Origin of the sequence: Moraxella oblonga NBRC 102422, from assembly GCF_001598275.1 — a bacterium.
GTDB classification, from domain to species: Bacteria; Pseudomonadota; Gammaproteobacteria; order Pseudomonadales; family Moraxellaceae; genus Moraxella; species Moraxella oblonga.
This window is the reverse complement of the sequence record NZ_BCYQ01000022.1, coordinates 1-19051: the sequence shown is the minus strand read 5'-3', so window position 1 is coordinate 19051 and position 19051 is coordinate 1. Positions and strand designations below refer to the sequence as shown.

14 protein-coding genes, 2 tRNA genes and 1 pseudogene are annotated in these 19051 nt (G+C 39.8%); 2 read left to right on the top strand and 15 right to left on the bottom strand.

Features of this window, described 5'->3' with window-relative positions; all coding sequences use genetic code 11:
* Positions 1-6: 6 nt before the first annotated feature.
* Genes MOB01S_RS07460 through MOB01S_RS07440 form a run of 5 tightly spaced genes read right to left on the bottom strand, consistent with a single transcriptional unit; the run spans position 7 to position 6464 of the window.
* Complete coding sequence (locus MOB01S_RS07460; protein WP_066803306.1) at positions 7-2169, bottom strand: capsule polysaccharide biogenesis protein; 2163 nt, start codon at positions 2167-2169, stop codon at positions 7-9.
* Positions 2169-3875 (bottom strand): polysaccharide biosynthesis/export family protein, encoded by a 1707-nt coding sequence (locus MOB01S_RS07455; protein WP_066803303.1) that lies wholly within the window; start codon positions 3873-3875, stop codon positions 2169-2171. The genes MOB01S_RS07460 and MOB01S_RS07455 overlap by 1 nt, the downstream gene beginning before the upstream one ends.
* A 22-nt stretch (positions 3876-3897) precedes the next feature.
* Positions 3898-5001, bottom strand: coding sequence for a KpsE/RkpR family capsule polysaccharide export protein (locus MOB01S_RS07450; protein ID WP_245640018.1), 1104 nt, complete (start codon positions 4999-5001; stop codon positions 3898-3900).
* Positions 4985-5650, bottom strand: coding sequence for an ABC transporter ATP-binding protein (locus tag MOB01S_RS07445; RefSeq protein ID WP_066803297.1), 666 nt, complete (start codon positions 5648-5650; stop codon positions 4985-4987). Before MOB01S_RS07445 ends, MOB01S_RS07450 begins: the two co-directional genes overlap by 17 nt.
* Before the next feature lies 1 nt (position 5651).
* A complete protein-coding gene (locus MOB01S_RS07440) occupies positions 5652-6464 on the bottom strand; it encodes an ABC transporter permease (protein WP_066803294.1) in 813 nt (270 codons plus the stop codon).
* Between the two features lie 129 nt (positions 6465-6593).
* Between MOB01S_RS07440 and MOB01S_RS07435 the strand changes: the two genes are divergently transcribed.
* Positions 6594-6884 (top strand): YhdT family protein, encoded by a 291-nt coding sequence (locus MOB01S_RS07435; RefSeq protein ID WP_066803291.1) that lies wholly within the window; start codon positions 6594-6596, stop codon positions 6882-6884.
* Positions 6881-8317, top strand: a complete 1437-nt coding sequence (gene panF, locus MOB01S_RS07430; protein WP_066803288.1) for a sodium/pantothenate symporter — start codon at positions 6881-6883, stop codon at positions 8315-8317. Before MOB01S_RS07435 ends, panF begins: the two co-directional genes overlap by 4 nt.
* Positions 8318-8434: 117 nt before the next feature.
* Here the strand turns inward: panF and MOB01S_RS07425 are convergent, their stop codons facing one another.
* The 10 genes and pseudogenes from MOB01S_RS07425 to MOB01S_RS07380 all read right to left on the bottom strand — a co-directional run bounded on the left by MOB01S_RS07425 (position 8435) and on the right by MOB01S_RS07380 (position 18929).
* On the bottom strand, positions 8435-8707 hold the full coding sequence (locus tag MOB01S_RS07425; protein ID WP_066803285.1) for a hypothetical protein: 273 nt from the start codon (positions 8705-8707) through the stop codon (positions 8435-8437).
* A gap of 70 nt (positions 8708-8777) precedes the next feature.
* The gene (locus MOB01S_RS07420) at positions 8778-10025 is read right to left on the bottom strand and encodes an RNA-guided endonuclease InsQ/TnpB family protein (RefSeq protein ID WP_066803282.1); all 1248 of its coding nucleotides are present in this window, start codon (positions 10023-10025) and stop codon (positions 8778-8780) included.
* The gene (locus MOB01S_RS07415) at positions 10018-10605 is read right to left on the bottom strand and encodes an IS607 family transposase (RefSeq protein WP_066803279.1); all 588 of its coding nucleotides are present in this window, start codon (positions 10603-10605) and stop codon (positions 10018-10020) included. Before MOB01S_RS07415 ends, MOB01S_RS07420 begins: the two co-directional genes overlap by 8 nt.
* 376 nt (positions 10606-10981) lie before the next feature.
* Positions 10982-12622, bottom strand: a pseudogene (mqo, locus tag MOB01S_RS07410) (malate dehydrogenase (quinone)); the annotation flags it as partial.
* Between the two features lie 552 nt (positions 12623-13174).
* Positions 13175-13251 (bottom strand) — tRNA-Asp (locus MOB01S_RS07405).
* A gap of 21 nt (positions 13252-13272) precedes the next feature.
* Positions 13273-13348, bottom strand: a tRNA-Val gene (locus tag MOB01S_RS07400).
* 103 nt (positions 13349-13451) lie between these two features.
* Positions 13452-15947, bottom strand: a complete 2496-nt coding sequence (locus MOB01S_RS07395; RefSeq protein ID WP_066803276.1) for a DEAD/DEAH box helicase — start codon at positions 15945-15947, stop codon at positions 13452-13454.
* A 1-nt stretch (position 15948) separates the two neighbouring features.
* A complete protein-coding gene (locus tag MOB01S_RS07390; protein WP_066803273.1) occupies positions 15949-16608 on the bottom strand; it encodes a hypothetical protein in 660 nt (219 codons plus the stop codon).
* Complete coding sequence (locus MOB01S_RS07385) at positions 16601-18271, bottom strand: Eco57I restriction-modification methylase domain-containing protein (RefSeq protein WP_066803270.1); 1671 nt, start codon at positions 18269-18271, stop codon at positions 16601-16603. Before MOB01S_RS07385 ends, MOB01S_RS07390 begins: the two co-directional genes overlap by 8 nt.
* Positions 18264-18929, bottom strand: a complete 666-nt coding sequence (locus tag MOB01S_RS07380) for a DNA methyltransferase (protein WP_066803267.1) — start codon at positions 18927-18929, stop codon at positions 18264-18266. The genes MOB01S_RS07385 and MOB01S_RS07380 overlap by 8 nt, the downstream gene beginning before the upstream one ends.
* Positions 18930-19051: the final 122 nt, after the last annotated feature.

Below are 19051 nucleotides of genomic sequence, written 5' to 3'. Positions count from 1 at the left end.
CAAATTTTATGCTTTGGTTAAATTGCGTAACCGCATGAAGGTGGTTTTTATCATTTGTGTCATGCGATGGTGCGTGGGTGTGTGCTTGTGATTATAAAGATAGTCAATCACATCTTCGGCATTTGCCAAACCCACACCATGCGGTAGACGATATATCGGATAAGCAATAAGCACTCCAAAAATCAAATCATACAAATCAAGTGGCGGTAGATGAGGGCGAGTACGGCGAGATAATGCTTGTTGTTTAAGTGTGTTATTTTCTTCAACCACATCATGTGTCAGCCCAAATCCTGCATAAAAAGGCAAACCATAGCACACCACTTTTTTACCACGGAGCAGTGCTTCAAAACCCGTCAACGAACTGATGGTATGTATCATATCGCACACATCTAAACAGTCAGGCATGGCAACATCATGGGCAATCACGTCCGCCAGATGATGGTTGTTTGCCTTACCAACACGCAATCCTGCTTCTACATCTGGGTGCGGTTTATAAACAATCAAATCATCAGGATAATCTGCTCGTACTCGTGCCAAAAGCTCACTGTTTTTTTTGATTAAACTTGCACAAAGTCTCACGGACGCATCATCTTCAACCTGCCCCACCACCAAATGAATGGGGCGATTTTTTGATTTTAGGGCGTGGATTTTGTGGGCAAAATCATGATTTGTGGTAGGTACATTATATTTACTAACCCGTTTGGTGAGCAGAAGTTTGTGTAGATTTTTGGCACGATTTTTTTGTGCATCAGACAAACAAATACCATTTAAAATCATTTCAAGACGACTTGGGACGGTTGCATCAAAATAAATCCCCACATCGTCCATGACCACCGACAGTGGGGCAATGAGTGTCGCCCCCAATCCATTTGAACGGATAAAACCATCTTCCATGCACCAAATGTGTGAGGCTATATTGTTGTGATGAGCGAGTTTTTTTTGTAAAGTTTGTTTGGTTTTTTGCCCCCACACTGTATAGGCAACATGAGGTGAAATTTTTGCCAATATCTGATGGTTGGCACGGTTGGCACGTTTTTTGTTGATGTTGTTGGGTAAAAAAAATAACCATTTGGTCTTGGGCTTGATGATGAGATTAACCTTGTCAAAACCCAAAAATCCCCGCACAAATGGCACCTTCCAACGACTGACATCGTACATCAGCATATCGCCTGCAAGTTTGTCTTGCCAATCACGATTTTGAATAAGATAGTCCATCAATACAAGCAAATCACACGCCTGCCCTGTGGCGGGGTTGGCATAACGGCTGTATGACACATAACTGGCATAAAAAAGCTGATAAACTGTGGGATTGGTGATGTTTAAGGCTTGATAATGCTTGCACACATTTTGATAAAGTTCACTATTTTTTATAAAATCATCATCAGTCAAACCAAAACCTGCATACCAATTCACCCCAAAATTATGCACTTTTTTACCAAGCATTAACGCCTCAAAACCCATATGGCTACTTACCGTATAAACAGCAATTACTTGACTTAGCAAAGCAATGGGATTGCAGTTATCCATCAAATAAAAAGGGGCAGAAACATCATCAGAGCAAAAATAACCTTTGCCCGCAGGGTGAGCTTTAATCCAGATATTAGCGTTGGGATAATGCTCTTTGGCGTGAGCAAGCATGGCAAAAAACCGCTCATCATCTGCCCCTGCCCCACCAATGGAAGCATCGTTTGCTACTTGGTCTATGATGATGATGTGGGGTTTATTGTTGTTTGCCAAAACTAATAAATCAGGAGCATAGGTGGTGGCATTGTATTTGGAGAGTTTGTTATCAATAATTTTGTTAATGAGTTGCTTTGCGTAGATTTCTTTGTCATTATTCCAGTTTATCACCGCATCGGCGATGAGTTGTTGTAAACGATTGGGGGCGGTCAAATCAAAATACACCCCCAAATCATCAACGATAAAACCACCCCCAACGCTCCCTACGCCACTACCCAAAGAACGCACAAAACCATCTTCAATGGTAATAAGCGACAGTCCATGCGTTTGGGCAAATCTTGTGGCTTTGGTATGGCTAGGTTTTCTCCCCCACGCCAGCACTGCTTGGGCGGATTTATCTTGGTAACGAACATCCACCCCAAGTGCCACGCCAAGCAGGGGATTATTGTTGATAATCCCCTTGGTGGCAGTGGTGTAGATAACAGTCATTATAACTTAACAATCACGCCTGTCGCCACCGCAAGCTGATAAATCACCTGTGCAATGCCACGGGCAATCTCAACTTTGCGAGTTTTGACTTTGGGCAAAACCATGATTTCATCACCTTGCTTGATGCGATAGGCAGTATTTACCACACTCGTTTCGCCATTTTGGTGCATGACCAAAATCTGCTCGGTATCAGCATTATCGTCAAACCCCCCTGATTTGGCAACATAGTCTCCCACTGTCAAATCAGGATTGAACGTCAATGCCCCTTGATTTCTTACTTGACCATTGACAGTAATGACCGAAGTCTGAGCAGGAATGTGAATGATGTCGCCTTGTTCTAGGATAATATCCTGCCATGAGTTTGGCACAACCACAATCCGCCCTGTCGGCTCAATCTGACGAGCTTTGGTGATGAATTGTTCCACCAATTTGGCATCTTCGGCACGAAGCTGAGCCTCTTCACGAGTAGTGGATTGGGTAGCCAGTGTCATCTCTTGGAGGCGGTCTAGCGTTTTATTGATTGCATTTTTTTGGCTGGCTTTGACCGACTCACGGTAAATGGTGAGATTATTGACATTTGCCAAAGAAGATGGTTCAAGTTGGGCAATGACGTCTTTGAGTCTTGCCCCATATGGCAAAATCACCGCCCCATTACCTTTGTGAGCTCCTGTTACTTGCACAGCTATCGTACCTGCGTGTCGGTCAGACGTTACGACCAGTTTGTCTCCATTGTTGACAGGGACACTTTTGGCATCATTTAGGGCATAATATTCTGCTGTTTGGGCTTTACCAGAAGCACGAGTAATGCTGATGTTGGTAGCGTCTGCCAGTGGTTTGGCAACCGCCAGCACGTCCGAGATGGTCAAATCATCAACGCCAAATTCAAATACATATTCGTTTTGGACTTTGCCAGAAATGCTAAATGTCTGTTTTTGCGAAGCGACATTAATCACATCGCCATCTCTGAACGAAAATGGCGACAACCGCCCCATGATGAGAAAATCGTAGAGGTTGATTTTTTGAACAGCTTGCCCATTTCGCAAAATCTGCACATCTATATAACTGCCACGCTTGGGGTCAATGCCACCTGCACGGTCAATATAAGATAGCACACTATCTGCCGCCAAACCACCATAATAACCCGGTTGATTGACAAAACCAGTAACAAACACCTTGACAGGCTGGGCTTGTTCTAGTGAAGCATACACCCCTACATTGGAGCGATAAATACGTGCAATGGCTGACTGCACCACATTTTGAAGTTGCCCATTTTGGATACCTGCAATACGCACAGGTCCAACGTTTGGTAAAAAGATGTTACCCTGTGGATCTACTGTCATCGTAGCAGCGTACTGGTATGCCCCCCACATACGCACTTGGACATTATCACCCACATTAATCACATAACTGTCATTAAAGGTTGAGCCTGATGTAGTGGCAAACGCCCCACGAAACAACTGCTCACCAAAAATACGTACGTCTGATTTGATGTGCTGGACAGCAGAAGTGTTACTAATCACAGCGTTGGTTGGCATACTTGCCATCGCCACCGCCTCAGCCGTTGTTGCTTCTGATGGTATGCCTTGACCCATCACGCCTGCCAGACGACCTGTATTATTGTTAGTGGCAAAGTTGGTGTTGGCGATGGCGATATGAGACGATAAAAATGCAATGGCAATTGGCGTGAGTTTGGCAAATTTTCTCATTATTATTTTCCTTATAAATCAATCACTTAGAATGGTCTCTGATAACTGCAAGCACCAGCACGATAAAGCCGTATAAAATCAAAAGTAACACAAATGACGTACCAAGCACATAACCCACACGTGGATAAAGTGCCTCTTCTGCCTTGTGCGGACTTGAAATGATGACAAGATTTTTCATTTTTCTAAGCACTTCTAGACGAGAGTTTTCCATAGAAGTCAGTGCCAATTTATAAAGCTCGCCAGCAAACTCTACATCTGCCTTTAATGCCTCAAATTCTGCTGTTTTTTCGTTCAATTTGGCAGACTGTGCAGAAGTGAGTTTGGACTGCTCATCTTTGATTTGTTTTTCAACCGAACTGATTTGGCTACGCAAACTCACCACTTGTGGTGCTTCTGGGTTAAGATAGCTCAAAAGTTGACGCTCTTCGGTGCGTAGGGTGCTAAGCTGACCTTGCAGTGTACCGATGACTTGGTTGACGATTTGGGCATTGGTTTGTGGATCAAAAATCTCATTGGTATTTTGGTAATCAAGCAAAGCATTTTTGGCTTTTTCAAGGCGACTTTCAGCTTCTGTTACTTGGTCACTGACAAAGGCAAGTTGCTCGTTGGCAGTTTGTTTTGAGACACTATTGACGAACTTTTCAGATTCTCGCAAAATCGCACGATTTAACCGCAAGGCATACTCTGGCGTAAATCCTTGTGTCTCAACCGTCAAAACATAACTAAGCTCGTCCAATTTGACAGACACTCGCTTTTTAAAATATTCACGCAACTCTTCTTGGGTGGCATTTTCTGGAATTTCATAGATAAAATCCGAACCTGACACCCGATAATGGGTGCGAAAATCAAACTCAGCATCCAAAATCTCAATCATGTCGTTGGATAAAATATATTCGGTCAAATACACCGCATCTTCACGGTTGGTATTATTAACCCCCAAAAGTGCAGAAAAACCAGAGCTTGCACTTGCTTGGTCAGACACTTGTTTGATGACAACAGATGATGTGCTAACATAGCGTGGATTTGCCAAATTGGTCGTATATATGGCGGTCGCCACCCAAGGAATAACCACCACCGCCACAAACAACAGTATTTTTTTAAATTTCTTTTTATTTTTTTTGGACATAATCTTTATACACCTCAACTGCTTGTTTGACATTCCCAAAAACTTGGGCACGTTGATTCATCAATACAATCCCAACATCACAATTTTTCTCAATATCTGCCAAGTTGTGCGACACCATCAAAAATCCCGCCTGACTTCGGCGTGCGTTCAAAACTTCTTCGCTACGCTTACGAAAAGACGCATCGCCCACCGCACTCACTTCATCTAACATATAATAATCAAAATCAAATGCCAAAGACAGCCCAAAGGTTAGCCTTGCTTTCATGCCCGAAGAGTAGCTTTTGACGGGCATATCAAAATATTTGCCCAAATCGGCAAATTCTTGGACAAAACGCACTTTTTCTTCGGTATATCTACCACTTGAATACAGCCGACAGACAAAGGTGACGTTTTGTCGTCCTGTCAAACTGCCTTGAAATCCGCCCGCCACACCCACAGGCCAGCTAATAGTACTATTGGTGATGACTTCACCACTGTCTGGTCTGTCAAGCCCACAGATAATCCTAAGGAGCGTGGATTTACCTGCACCATTTTTGCCCAAAAGCCCAACCGATTGACCATCTTCAATGGTTAAATTCAAATCTTTAAACAGATAATGGCGACCTTGTGGCGTCATAAATGATTTGGTGATGTTTTTTATTTCAATCATATTATTTGCTACGAATCAAATCATTTTCAAAGGCTTTATATAAAAGCAGTCCAAAAAAATTCACACACACCGTCCATTTGACAAAATACCACATATCCACATGATAAATTGGATAAGTTGGTGATAATGAATGACGCATCATTTCTAAGTTGTGAATAAATGGATTGTACATCAAATAACTCAAATACGGCTCAGGCACGACATGCACCGAATAAATCACCCCAGAGGTAAAATACAAAATCGTAAATACAATACCAATGACCTTACTAAGCTCACCACCATAATGCCCCACAATCATCATAATCATGGCAAGCCCAAAAGCAAAAAAGAACATGGCAAGCCAGCATAACAGCACCATGTGCAAATTATCCAAACTAAATCCAATCCCAAAAAATGCCAAACCTACAAGCAAAATCACAAAAGTAACAAAATAAATCACAAGCTCCAAAAATGAGCGAGCGATAATGATGTCAATGTGTTTAACCGCTCGATACATCAAAAGTCCTGCATTAGCGGAGACCGCTCCAAGCGAGCGAGTGGCGATTTTTTGCATCATAAAAAACGGCGTAAATCCTGCCACTAAAAATAGCATATAATCCATGCCGGGCAAAGTGCGTTTCATTACTGCACCAAAAATCACAAGCATGATGACCATTTGCAAGATGACTTCAAGAGGTGCCCACAAATAACCAAGCCGATAGCTACCAAAACGAGTCTGTAACTCACGCATCAGCAAAGCATGAAATGCTGCCACCATAACTTGCAAACCGTTACGGCGTTTGATAGGACGATAAGGAGGTAACTGTACAGACATTAATCATGTATTGAGGAGTAAAATCTCGTTATTGTAACATAGCTTAGCCACTTTCGTTGGTAAAAATTGCTAAAATTTGTTAAACTATTTGCCCAATTTATGACACTAGCCTACCATATAGGGACGTTTATGACCAAATCCAATCCTCATTCTCCCACCTCCCAAACCAACAATCCCACCACCCGCCAACTAAACCGTGAAGCCAAATGGTCGCTGTATCTAACTTTCATTTATTTGGCAGGTTGGGTAATTTTTGCTTATTTTTTACCAAATGGTACAGGGCTTTTAGGTTTTCCTTTGTGGTTTGAGATGAGTTGCATTGTTTTACCAATTTTATTTATCCTTATGAGCATGGCAACACTAAAAACTGTTTACAAAGAAATTGATTTAAATACTCACACTGATGAGGATAACGCATGAATCTAAATGTACAAATTCTCATTCCCCTTGTGCTGTATCTATGCTTTGTCTTTGGAGTGGCGTGGTATGCCTACCAAAAACGCAAGCAAGGCGGATTTTTAGACGAATACTATGTTGGCTCTCGCTCAATGGGTGGTTTTGTACTTGCCATGACAACTGTCGCCACCTACGTATCAGCAAGCTCATTCATCGGCGGTCCCGGAGCGGCGTACAAATATGGGCTTGGCTGGGTACTGCTGGCGATGATTCAAGTACCTGCCATTTGGCTCACGCTTGGCACATTAGGCAAAAAATTTGCCATCTACGCCCGACAAACAGGGAGCATTACCATCAATGATTTGCTGTTTGCTCGCTACCAAAACAAAGTAGTCGTCTATCTTGCGTGCATATCACTCCTACTGGCTTTTTTTGGCATGATGGTGGTGCAGTTTATCGGAGCAGGTCGCCTTTTAGAAACCACGCTTGGTTTGCCCTATGAACTATCTATTGGTGTTTTTGCCCTCGTGATTGGACTTTATACTTTTATTGGCGGTTTTCGTGCGGTGGTGTTGACCGATACCGTACAAGGGCTAGTCATGATGATTGGTACAATTTTGCTACTTGGCGGTACGGTGATAGCCACAGGGGGCATTGAAAATGCCATGACCACACTACACACCATTGACCCACGCCTGCTCACACCCACAGGAGTAGATGATAAACTGTCAGCAACCTTTATGCTATCCTTTTGGGTATTGGTGTGTTTTGGTTTGATTGGTTTGCCCCATACAGCAATTCGTGCCATGGCATACAAAGACAGTCACTCACTTCATCGAGGGATTTTGGTGGGAACGGTGGTGATGACCATACTGGTGCTAGGCATGCATCTGGCGGGCGTGTTGGCTCGGGCAGTTATCCCCAATTTAGACGTACCTGACAAAGTCGTGCCCACACTCATGATGACAGTACTACCACCCTTTGTGGCAGGGATATTTTTGGCAGCTCCTATGGCAGCCATCATGTCGTCCATTGACTCCATGCTTATCCAATCATCAAGCACGCTCATCAAGGATTTGTACCTATCTGCCAAGCCTGATGCCATCAAAAACGAAGCTAAAATCAAACGCTACTCCACAGGCTTTACGCTGATATTTACGGTGATTTTGGCGGTGGTTGCCATGCTAAATCCGCCTGATATGCTCATTTGGCTAAACCTGCTTTCCTTTGGTGGACTAGAAGCAACTTTTTTATGGGTTCTTATTTTTGGTTTGTATTATAAAAAAGCCAATGCCACAGGGGCGATTTTTTCAATGATAGCAGGGTTGTTTAGCTATGTGATTTTTGCCTATTTTAAAATCACCCTATTTGATTTGCATGCGGTTGTACCTGCTTTGGTCGTTGGGTTTGTGGCGTTTGTTGTGGGCAATCAACTGGGAAAAAATCGCACGGCTTAACCAAAAACAAAAGGACGAAATCTCGTCCTTTTTTATCAAACTTCATAACCCTCTTGTCATCTCCACTAGCCAAACTCACAATTTGATAAGCTTGTGGTAAAATTTAACCACACCCAGCTACAACGCCCCATACTGCGACCACCGCTCGCCTGTGTCATGGCGTGCTTGATGATGTTGCAATCCTTGATACGCCCAGACATGCACCCCAAACAACACCGCCAACACCACCCAAATGATGTGCGGTCTGATGAGGCGTTTGTGTAAAAGCCACCGTAACACGCCATGACTGGCAATGCTAAGAAGCACATACCCCACCCCCCAATCAAATATCCAAAGATACAGCCCCATAAGCAGTAAAACCGCCCATATGCCCGCCTTTACCCATTTCATTGATTTTTACTCTTTTTGGTTACTTGGCTTGGATTGCATAGTTGCAAAAACCATAGTAAAATATGGTAAATTACTTTAAGACATTAACCATCTTTGGCGTACTACACACCTGTATTGGGTCATAATCAAAGTTCCCAATTACTTTTCGCAAGATATTTAAAGCACCATTGACATCAGCGTTAATGAGCTTGCCTTGTGATGATTTAAATAATCCACGTTTTATCCGCTTACCTTTGTAAGTGGGTTGTTTTTGTATCGGTTCATCATCTAAAAAACTACATTTGCTGGTGTGGCTTTCATTTGTGATGATGACCTGCATTCCTTTTTCTTTTGCCTTGTAGGTTATCATATCGAGTAGCGTGGCAAAAGGAATGTTCACAAATTTTTGGTTATTGACCCTGCCAATCTCAATCTCTTGTTTTAAGCCTTGATTGTAACCTATGACTAGGGTATCAATGTGGTTTTCAACGGCATGATTAACTAAGTAATGGCTTGCTTTATGCAAAAAGTCATTGACCTTGTGTTTGCGTTTTTGGTAAAGCCTATCCAATTTCTTTTGGACAGATGGCTTTAAAAAATCTTTGGTGGTGTCTAAGTGGCTTTTTAGCTTCGCCAACTTTTTATTAAAATATTGGTTAAAGGATTTTAAGGCTTTGCCCTTGATAATGATGTTTTGTGCTTTGATGTTATTGCCAACCGTCATTAAATTGTTTACACCAAAATCAATGGATAAAACCCTTGTTGGATTTATACTTGTGGGGCTTTCTATGTCTTGTGTTTTATAACAGATTTTTACATCATAGCCATTTGCTACTTTGACGACTTTAACTTCTTGGATATTGTCATAACTAATCAACTGATTAAGTTTGCCTAATTTGATTGAAATAGGACGTGATTTATCAAAAGGGCTTAGGGTTAGCTCTCCTTTGGCTAAGTCCTTTTTACTGATGGCTTGTTTGGTAAAAATGATGTTGGCACGTCCTTTTTGTTTGTCTAAGTAACGTGGTATGTTGGGGCGTGGTTTTGTTTTGTCTTTCACCCATAATTTAATCAATCCCCAAAAGGATTGAAACTCTTGTGCCACTTGAAAAATGATTTGTTGGGCAACCTTTCTAGGGATTGCAATGTAATCAGCTTGTTTGTCATGGGTAAAGGTGTTAATTAGGGAAAATTTATTGATGGTTTTGTTGCTAAAGAAAGCTTGACGATAAGCATACAAAGCAGAGTTTTTAAGGTTTTTGCATAAAAACGCATAATCATCAATCACATCAAATAATGGATTGGTGTTTTTAATGAATATGGTGGCGGTTTTATACATGGGTTTGGTCTTGTTCTAGGGATTTGATGAGCTGCTTTGTTTTGCGTTTGGTGCATCTTAGCCCATAAAGCCTTGCACAAAATGAAGTGATGATGGCGGTAAAATCCGCCATTAAATCATCTCTTGGGCTATCCACTTGATTAACCACTTCTATTTTGCGGTTTTGCATATCAAGTAGGGTTTCTAAATAATTAAAACCAAAGCGTGTCAAGCGGTCTTTATGCTCTACAATAATAAGATTTAAACTTGGGTCTTTGAGTAGGGCAACCAATTTGGGGCGATTGTCATTGACACCGCTACCCACTTCCTTGATGACTTTGGCAACTTGATAACCACGTGCATTGGCATAAGAGATAAGGCGGTCGGCTTGACTGTCTAAATTGCTTTTATTTTCACTTGACGATACACGGCAGTAAATGGCAACAAGCGTTTTGGACATCACGCCATCGCCATCATCAACGATAATCACGCCCCCTGTTTCGGTGCGTTCTGATTTTACCTTACCTGCTTTTACCCAATTCCAAACGGTGCGGTATTGTACTTTTTTGATTTTAGCGTATTCGGATATTTTATATCTCATTAAATATAGTATAATGTTCCTAGATTTACCATATTTTACTATTATTTTGGGTTGATGTCAATGATACCAACCAAACCTAAAAACTAGTACAAAAACCGTTCACCCCAAGCCATGCCTGTGGGCGAGTTTCTGTTATGGTTTGACAAGCTCACCACGAACAAAAACCATAACAATTTTGAAGTTCGGTTAGTATACATCCAACTCCCAAAAAATAAAGGGCAATGTCGCCCTTTATTGTATTTGACCGTTCATACCATTACGCCACTTTTTTATCAGCCTCTGACGTGTTTTGGTCGGCAGGTGCAGTTTTGTCATTGGTAGGTTTGTCCGCAGGTGTTGCTGGTGTTGTCGCCTCTTGCTCTTCCACCTTTTTATCATCTGCTTTTTTCTCGTCTGTCTGCACCTCATCAGATGAGTTTTCTTGGGATTTTGGGGTATACACCAACCCTAGTGTGGCACTGGTGTCGGTACGCACTTTGTCAAGCAGTTCTGGATTTTTAGCCAAATCCTGACCATAAGAAGGAATAATTTTTACAAGTTTATCGCCCCACGCACCTTTGACTTCATTAGGAAATGCTTTGGCAAGCAAATCAAGCATCATGTTTGGTGAGGTGGACGCACCAGGGGATGCACCAAGCAAGGCACTTACTGTGCCGTCTTGCGAAGCAAAAATCTCTGTACCAAATTGGAGTTTGGCAGGTTCATTTGGCAATTTCTTGATAATTTGTACGCGCTGACCGCCTTGATTTTCTTTCCAATCTTCGGATTTGGCTTCTGGATAGTATTTGCGTAACTCTGCCATTTTTTCTTCTGATGAAAGTAGCACTTGGCTGATGAGGTATTTGACCAAATCAGTATTTTCAAGCCCAATCGCCGCCATCGGCAAAGCGTTGTCTTTGGTAGCTGATGATAACAAATCTGTTTGTGAGCCTTGTTTTAAAAATTTGTTAGAATAAGTGGCAAACGGTCCAAACAAGACATATTTTTTGCCATCAATATAACGTGTGTCAATGTGTGGCACGCTCATGGGAGGTGCACCAAGCTCGGCACGACCATAAACTTTGGCGGTGTGAGCATTGACGATTTCTGGCTTGTCCGTCATCAAAAACAGTCCGCCCACAGGAAAACCTGCATAATATTTACTCTCAGGCAAACCTGTCATTTGGAGCATTTTAATCGCCGCTCCACCCGCACCGATAAAGACACGGCGAGTCTTAGTGTGTGAGATGCTGTTATCGGTCAAGTTTTTGACACTCACCGTCCAACTACCATCTTCGTTACGGCTGATGCCCGTTACTTCGGTGCTTGTTTTTAAATTAAAGTTACTATTTTTACCCAAAGCATCAATGAGCTGTGTGGTAATCGCACCATAGTTTACATCTGTACCTATATCCATGCGAGTGGCAGCAACTTTTTGGGCATCATCACGACCTTGCATGACCAAAGGCGACCACTGACTGATGGTGGCTTTATCTTCGGTATACACCATATCACTAAATAGCGGAGATTTTATCATCGCCTCATGACGGCGTTTTAAGAAGCTAACATTATCCCCCCACACAAAAGCGATGTGTGGCACAGGATTGATGAAGGTTTTTGGGTCGCCCAACGCACCGTTTTTGACTTGATAAGCCCAAAACTGCTTGGACACCTCAAACTGTGCGGCAATTTTTTCGGCACGCTCAATAGAGATACTACCATCATCAGCCTCAGCCGTGTAGTTCATCTCCATAAAGCCAGAATGCCCTGTACCAGCGTTATGAAAGCCGTTGGAGCTTTCTTGGGCGACCTTGTCAAGGCGTTCGTACATCTGGATTTTCCATGTCGGTTCAAGCTCTGACAGATATGTCCCAAGTGTCGCTGACATGATACCGCCACCGATCAGCACCATATCCACCATAGGTTCTTCACCCGTCAGATTGACGCTTTTACTTGCCACAGGGCGAAATAAAAATATCAGCACGCATGCCAGCACCACCGCCAACGACGCCCCAAATATTTTAAGGGGCTTTTTCAATTTATGTGTTTTTGTCATAATACACCTTTTAGATTGGTCATAACAAAAACGGACTTAATTTAAAATTTCTTAATCAATGTTTAATTTTATAAAAAATCAAACAAAAAATGATTAAAAAATCTCAACTTAAGTCCGTTTTGGGACGTATATTATAAAGAAAAATACACACAAATACCTAACTTTGTCATCTCTTATGCCCAAACAAACACAAAAATACAACAGTAGAACACTTTTTTGTAAAAGATTTATGGAAGTTTGTTTGCTGTATTGTAAAGCAAATGTAATGGTCGTAATTCATACACTCACTCAACCCTAAAACACTCTCAATCCCCGCTCAAACATCAACAGATGGCTTCCATGTCATTTTTTGATTGTCGCCCAAATTCTTTGCTTAGGCAGCTTTCGCCTTACATACAAAAAGTATCACATACTCCATGATAACAAAATAAAACCATTTTTCCAATGAAAATGAGAATTTATCACAATCATCATACAAAAAAATCCCCAAGTCAGGGGAGACTTGGGGGATAAACTGGAAAACCCAGTTAAAAATGGCGCAGCGGACGGGGCTCGAACCCGCGACCCCCGGCGTGACAGGCCGGTATTCTAACCAACTGAACTACCGCTGCTAAGGTCGCTATCAAGATAAATGGTGGGTCGTGACGGATTCGAACCGCCGACATTCTGCGTGTAAGGCAGACGCTCTACCAACTGAGCTAACGACCCATCGTCTTGATGTGGTGCGTATTATACAGTAATTTTTTGGTGTGTCAAATGTTTTTTATCAAAAATTTTGAAATTTTTGTAAAAATTACATAACTTTTTGATTTTATTTATAATTTTTAATTACCGTATTATAAAGCCCCAAATACTCACCAGTTTTATCAATCCCTGTATATTCAAGACTGGCATCTTCATAGCGTTTAAACTTATAGACCGCATCATTCATTACCCCTTCATCAAAGACATTTAATGAGACGAGTAAAGAAAAGTCTTGCTTAGATAACCCTGTAACTTTTGTAAAAAGTTCGGTTTCAAGCTCCATAATAACATCGGTCAAAGTATGCTCACGATAATCAGATAAATACATAAAAATCGGAATACGAGTGGCAAATTTAATGAGTTTTTCTTCGATTTCTCTGCGTTTGGATTTTTTATCCTTTTCCTCCTTTTCAAGTTGGGTTAATTCTTTTTTATCTTTTTCGTTTAACTCATTATCTTTGGCTTTTTGTTTTAACGTCTTAATCCTTTCAGAACGATTGATGACAATTTGAATATCATCATTAAGATTACGAAAACTTTCTAATTTTTCTAATGCGTTTAACGCCTTTTCATTATCCAAAATATTTTGCAAAGTCAAATCATCAACATTAACCAAATGTGCCGATTGCCAACGCCGTGCAAGTAGCGTGGCGGTCGTCCCACTCATCGCCATATCAAGCAGGCGTTTGGCGTCCACCTGCTCCATCGCACTGCCATCATAGGCAAGCACAGGCAAAAAGGCGATAAACTCAGCCACTTTGGTTTCTGGATTACTGTCTTTGGTATTTAGTTTATTGGCGTATTCACTAATTTGTCGCAAGGCACGATTGGGAGCAAAATCAAAGACATAGCATTGATGTTTGATAATCTCTTGTTCATTATCCGACTGCACCACCCAAGGCGTTTGCACCCGAAAGCACGCCTGAAAATAAGTCTCTGGGCTTGCCGAATTTCTAAGCATAAAAATCCCTGTCCACGCAGGCACAGACACCCCAGTCAAGAGTTTACCACACGATAAGGTAATGGATTTGGTATTTAAAGGATTATTGCCAATGGCATTACTCACAGGAATTAACGCCTTATCGCCCATTCCTGCATTATTGCCTGCCGCCACGATAATCTCATACTGATGATAAAATTGATTATTGGGCGATTTTAATAAATTTGCCATCGCAAAACAACTGGCAACATCAGGCAAATACCAAACGGTATGCAATAAACTATTTAATAAATTAACATCACTAAATGGCATTGGTGGTTTTTTATTACCTTGTTTTAAATTGTGAATAATCATTTCATCAAGACTATCACGGATTAAATCCAGCCATTTTTGTACTTCATTTTGATGTTTAAAAACGGCAGTTTCTCCCTTGCCTGTTGCTTTAAAAAACTCATTCAAATCAAATTCATTAAACTGCCCATCGCTGGCAATATGGCGAATATGCTCTGGTAATTGATAGGTTAATAACATCATTTGCGGTAATGATAAATATGGATTATCCCCTGTTGAATTATCCCAATTTAGTTTGGCACTTTGTTCATCTGAATAAGTCCAATTAAAAATCTGCTCTTCAATAAATTCGCCTGTACTAATCGCTCTAAATGGCGTACCTGACAAATACAAATAATAGTCGGTGGTAATGGGTAGCTGACTTTCATCAAAATCCATATTGGTAGTATCTAATTCCATTTCAGTATATTCATCTTTTACTGCCTTTTGTGCCAGCTCTTCATCTTTGGCAAATAGGTTTTTGGCATTATCACGCCACGCCCCAAAATGATATTCATCAAATACCACACAATCCCAATTCATCGTGTGTAGCCATTCATTTTTTGCCTTGATATTACCAAATTTATCTTTGCCCAACAAATCTTGAAATGAACCAAAATACACCATTGGGCGATTTTTATCATAATCCTCTATGCTTAAATCGCTATCACGGCTGATAAATTGCCAACCATTAAAATCAATATGGCTATTTAAATCATCAGACCAAGCCGTTTTTACCGCAGGTTTAAAAGTTACAATCAACACCCTTTGCCAATTCATCGCTTTGGCTAATTGATAAGTGGCAAAAGTCTTACCAAATCGCATTTTGGCATTCCAAAGAAAATGCGGTGTGCGAGTGTGTGTTTTGTCTTGTTTGATGGCATTAAAATAACGCACGGTTTTATCCACCGCCATTTGTTGTTCTGGACGCATTTTAAAATCATTGGTGCGTTTTTTCTCAAAAGTTTTGTTATTTTTGATGTTTAAAATGGCATTTTTAATGGTATCCAAATTGCATTCATACCATTCGCCTGCAATGTGTTTTACTCCCATTTTCTTTAATTCATCAAAAACGGCAAAATCTTTAAAATAACCGCCATCATTTTTTATCGCCAAAGTTTCAAATTCCAATTGCCAGCTTTGACTTGGGGTAATGGTTGGATAATGCTGTTTCATACGCTGTTCCACCGTTTCTTGGGCGGTATAGCCGACTTTTAGGGTATTGGGATAACGGCTATCGGAATAGACATAGATTTTTGGGGTGTGGATTTGGGTAAAGGTTGGGTTGGTCATTTTATTTTCTCAACTTTAATTCAAAAAATAATTCGGTTGCAACTTTGGATTGATAGAAGTCAATAAATTCTTGGTTTAAGAATTTATATTTTTCCGACAAATAAAAAGCGTTATTTCCTTTAAAATTTTCGGAAACAACTTCATCTAATTTCTCGCCAATTTCTTTAAATTCAATAAATTCATCAATTATTTGTTTGGTTGTTGGTTTTTTGTGCCATAAATCATATTCATTATAATCAATGCCAAGATGTTCAGAAAATTTTCTACGATATTCAAATTTTAACCACATAATTGTATAACGACAAAATGAATAAAAACCAGTTTTTGCATCAGGCGGATTACCAAAATCATAAACACTAAATTGCTCTTGATTACCTGTATTATTATCAACAATAAATAGACACTTTGTAGTATAATCTGGCGATTTTTTGACAATGAAATGGCAATTATCCAAATCAAAAATATCTAGCAATCGCTCAGATTTGTCGCAATAATCTTGAATGAAATCTTTTAAATCCAAAATACCATTATCACAATCAACCAAGCCACTTTTATTTGCTTTGGCTTTGTCATAAATGCTTTTTAGGTGCTTTTGAAATGCTCCTTTTGTAGGAAAAGATACATTTCTTGTTTTTAACAAATGTGGAATTGCTTTACTCATCATCATTCTCCAAATCTAACTGTGATTGTGCGGTCTTTTTACTACGAGATTTTTTAACCTTTTCGCCAGTATCGTTTTCCATTGGGCGTATCATACTTTCAATAAAGTTAATTTCATCTTTGGATAAGCCATATTTGGCATAGAGCTGTTCATCTGTCCACGAACGGCTAAAATCTTGTATTGGTACAAGTTGGTAAACTCTTTTTGGGGCATCTTGGGTATTTTTAATTAGCATTACCAAAAAACGGAAAAATCTTGTGGAAATATAGGACATTACATTCTTGCAAATCTCTTCACTTTCAAATTTACCTATCATCAAATAAGTTTCTGTGCAAACTGTATTTGGCTCTCCATAAATAGGATTGTTTAATATTTGGTGTGGAAATCCTTCACCTGCTCCATAAGCCCTACCAATATAAACTTTATGTGTTAAGATATTCTCTTTATTGCTTGGTATTTCAGACCGTTTTATATAACCAGTACTACCATTTTGATACAAAACAACATTCTCATTACAATTTACATAAGGTTTTGGGTTTCCTTTTATATTAGTAGCTAGACCAAAAGGTTTTCTTGAACTAACTAAATTTGAAAAACTTTTTTCATCTAATTTTCTAACTTTATTTATGATAGAAACTGCTTGATTATAACGAATAAAAACATCAATACCTTTTTCTTTTAGCGGTCTTTTAGCATAAGAAACGCATTGTCCGTTTTCATAAGTAAATATCTCACAATCTCCATTATAATCTCTATCCCATAAAAAATAACTAACACCCCCTTTAATCTCTACATTATCAAAACAATCTTTGGAATTGGGAAAATCGTGAATTTGTTTAATTCGTCTATCATTTAGCATATTATCCCGAAATTCATCTAACCCCTTACCACCTGCAAACCAACGGCTTGGGGTAATCATAATCAGATAATTGGGATTTAATTTTTTGGCTTGTTCTACAAATAAATGATAAATCGGCTTAGCACTTGCCCCAGCTCCACCATCATCTAATTGATAAGGCGGATTACCAATAATCACATCAAATTTCATCGTTAAAATCTCTTTAAATACAGTATCAATATTAGAATGAATAAAGGCATAAGCGTGGTTTTCTAAGCCGTCTCGCTTGCCAAATACCCCTTCGCTTGCTCCGCATTCCACACATTTGCCATTATCAAAAATATGCTCACTTTTGCCAAAAATAATATTGCCCATTTCATCATCAAATTCATCACAAATAGAAAAAGGCGAATTGGCAATCTTGGCACAATACACACTACGGCGTGATAATAGGGCGGTCAAATAAGTAATGGCGATGCCATAGACTTGATTTTTGCAAATATGATTAATACGAGTTTGACGGTCTGGTATTTGATTTTCTAATCCTTTATCTAGTCGTTTGACTATTTCTCGTAAGAATACGCCTGATTTACAAACAGGGTCTAAAAATTTGGCATTGGGATTTGACCAGATTTCATTGGGTAATAAATCCAGCATTAAATTGGCAAGTTTTGGCGAAGTAAAGACTTCATCATTAGAAAGACTGGATAAACAATCTAGCACATCAGGGTTATAGGTCATCTCAAAAAATGATAATTGACCTTTGCCGATATTATCCAAATCAGGGGTGATTTGGCTGTTTATTTTTAAATCTTGATTATACATTTTCCTGCTCGCTTAATTTTAAATAATGAATGGGGTGATAATCTTTGATATTTTTGGCAATAAAGCCAGTTTCTTCTGGCGAAATGTTGTTGGTTTTTTCTACCAAATCCTCATAAATAAAATCTCGCCTTTGTATCATAATATCGCTAATAAAAGTCCATTCGCTAAATACAATCGGATTACCAGTTAAATCCTTTAAATCTAGGGCATTGCCATTAACGATATTTTTATTTAATAAATAATGGGCGGTTGTTAGTACTTGTTCATTTATCTGTTTAAAATAACTTTGATAATGCTCTTTAAACAGCGTGAATAATCGGCTACGGCATTCAGCACAGTTATCGGCAAGTAACTCAATACCATAAATGCTAGATAGAGCAATAATGGCATTTTTTTCATAAATGGCTTGGGCGTATTTGGGAGATTTTTGCGATTTATTGATTTGGCTTAGAGTAATGGCGGTGTTTAATTTACGTTTTAAAATTTCTACCAAAAAATTTCCTGTACCGCACGCAGGTTCTAAAAATCGGCTTTGTAATTGCTCGGATTGGATTTTTACCAAATCAAGCATTGCCCTAACTTCTTTTTCAGCGGTAAAGACTTCACCAAAATCCGCCACTCGTTTTTTAGATTTGACTTGTTTTTGTTTATCGCTCATCAAAAACCCCAAATTTAGATAATAAAAAACCCACTCCCAAATGGAAGTAGGTTTTTAAAAAATAAGAAATTAAGTTGTTAACTGGTTGATTTTTAACAACGCATGGGTAGAATTGCGAATTG

Coding starts and splice junctions, on each gene's coding strand:
- MOB01S_RS07425 (WP_066803285.1), bottom strand. CDS start 8,707: ATGAAATGGGTAAAGGCGGGCATATGGGCGGTTTTACTGCTTATGGGG.
- MOB01S_RS07380 (WP_066803267.1), bottom strand. CDS start 18,929: ATGAGCGATAAACAAAAACAAGTCAAATCTAAAAAACGAGTGGCGGAT.
- MOB01S_RS07440 (WP_066803294.1), bottom strand. CDS start 6,464: ATGTCTGTACAGTTACCTCCTTATCGTCCTATCAAACGCCGTAACGGT.
- MOB01S_RS07395 (WP_066803276.1), bottom strand. CDS start 15,947: ATGACCAACCCAACCTTTACCCAAATCCACACCCCAAAAATCTATGTC.
- MOB01S_RS07455 (WP_066803303.1), bottom strand. CDS start 3,875: ATGAGAAAATTTGCCAAACTCACGCCAATTGCCATTGCATTTTTATCG.
- MOB01S_RS07420 (WP_066803282.1), bottom strand. CDS start 10,025: ATGTATAAAACCGCCACCATATTCATTAAAAACACCAATCCATTATTT.
- MOB01S_RS07390 (WP_066803273.1), bottom strand. CDS start 16,608: ATGAGTAAAGCAATTCCACATTTGTTAAAAACAAGAAATGTATCTTTT.
- MOB01S_RS07415 (WP_066803279.1), bottom strand. CDS start 10,605: ATGAGATATAAAATATCCGAATACGCTAAAATCAAAAAAGTACAATAC.
- MOB01S_RS07435 (WP_066803291.1), top strand. CDS start 6,594: ATGACCAAATCCAATCCTCATTCTCCCACCTCCCAAACCAACAATCCC.
- MOB01S_RS07385 (WP_066803270.1), bottom strand. CDS start 18,271: ATGTATAATCAAGATTTAAAAATAAACAGCCAAATCACCCCTGATTTG.
- MOB01S_RS07445 (WP_066803297.1), bottom strand. CDS start 5,650: ATGATTGAAATAAAAAACATCACCAAATCATTTATGACGCCACAAGGT.
- panF (WP_066803288.1), top strand. CDS start 6,881: ATGAATCTAAATGTACAAATTCTCATTCCCCTTGTGCTGTATCTATGC.
- MOB01S_RS07450 (WP_245640018.1), bottom strand. CDS start 5,001: ATGTCCAAAAAAAATAAAAAGAAATTTAAAAAAATACTGTTGTTTGTG.
- MOB01S_RS07460 (WP_066803306.1), bottom strand. CDS start 2,169: ATGACTGTTATCTACACCACTGCCACCAAGGGGATTATCAACAATAAT.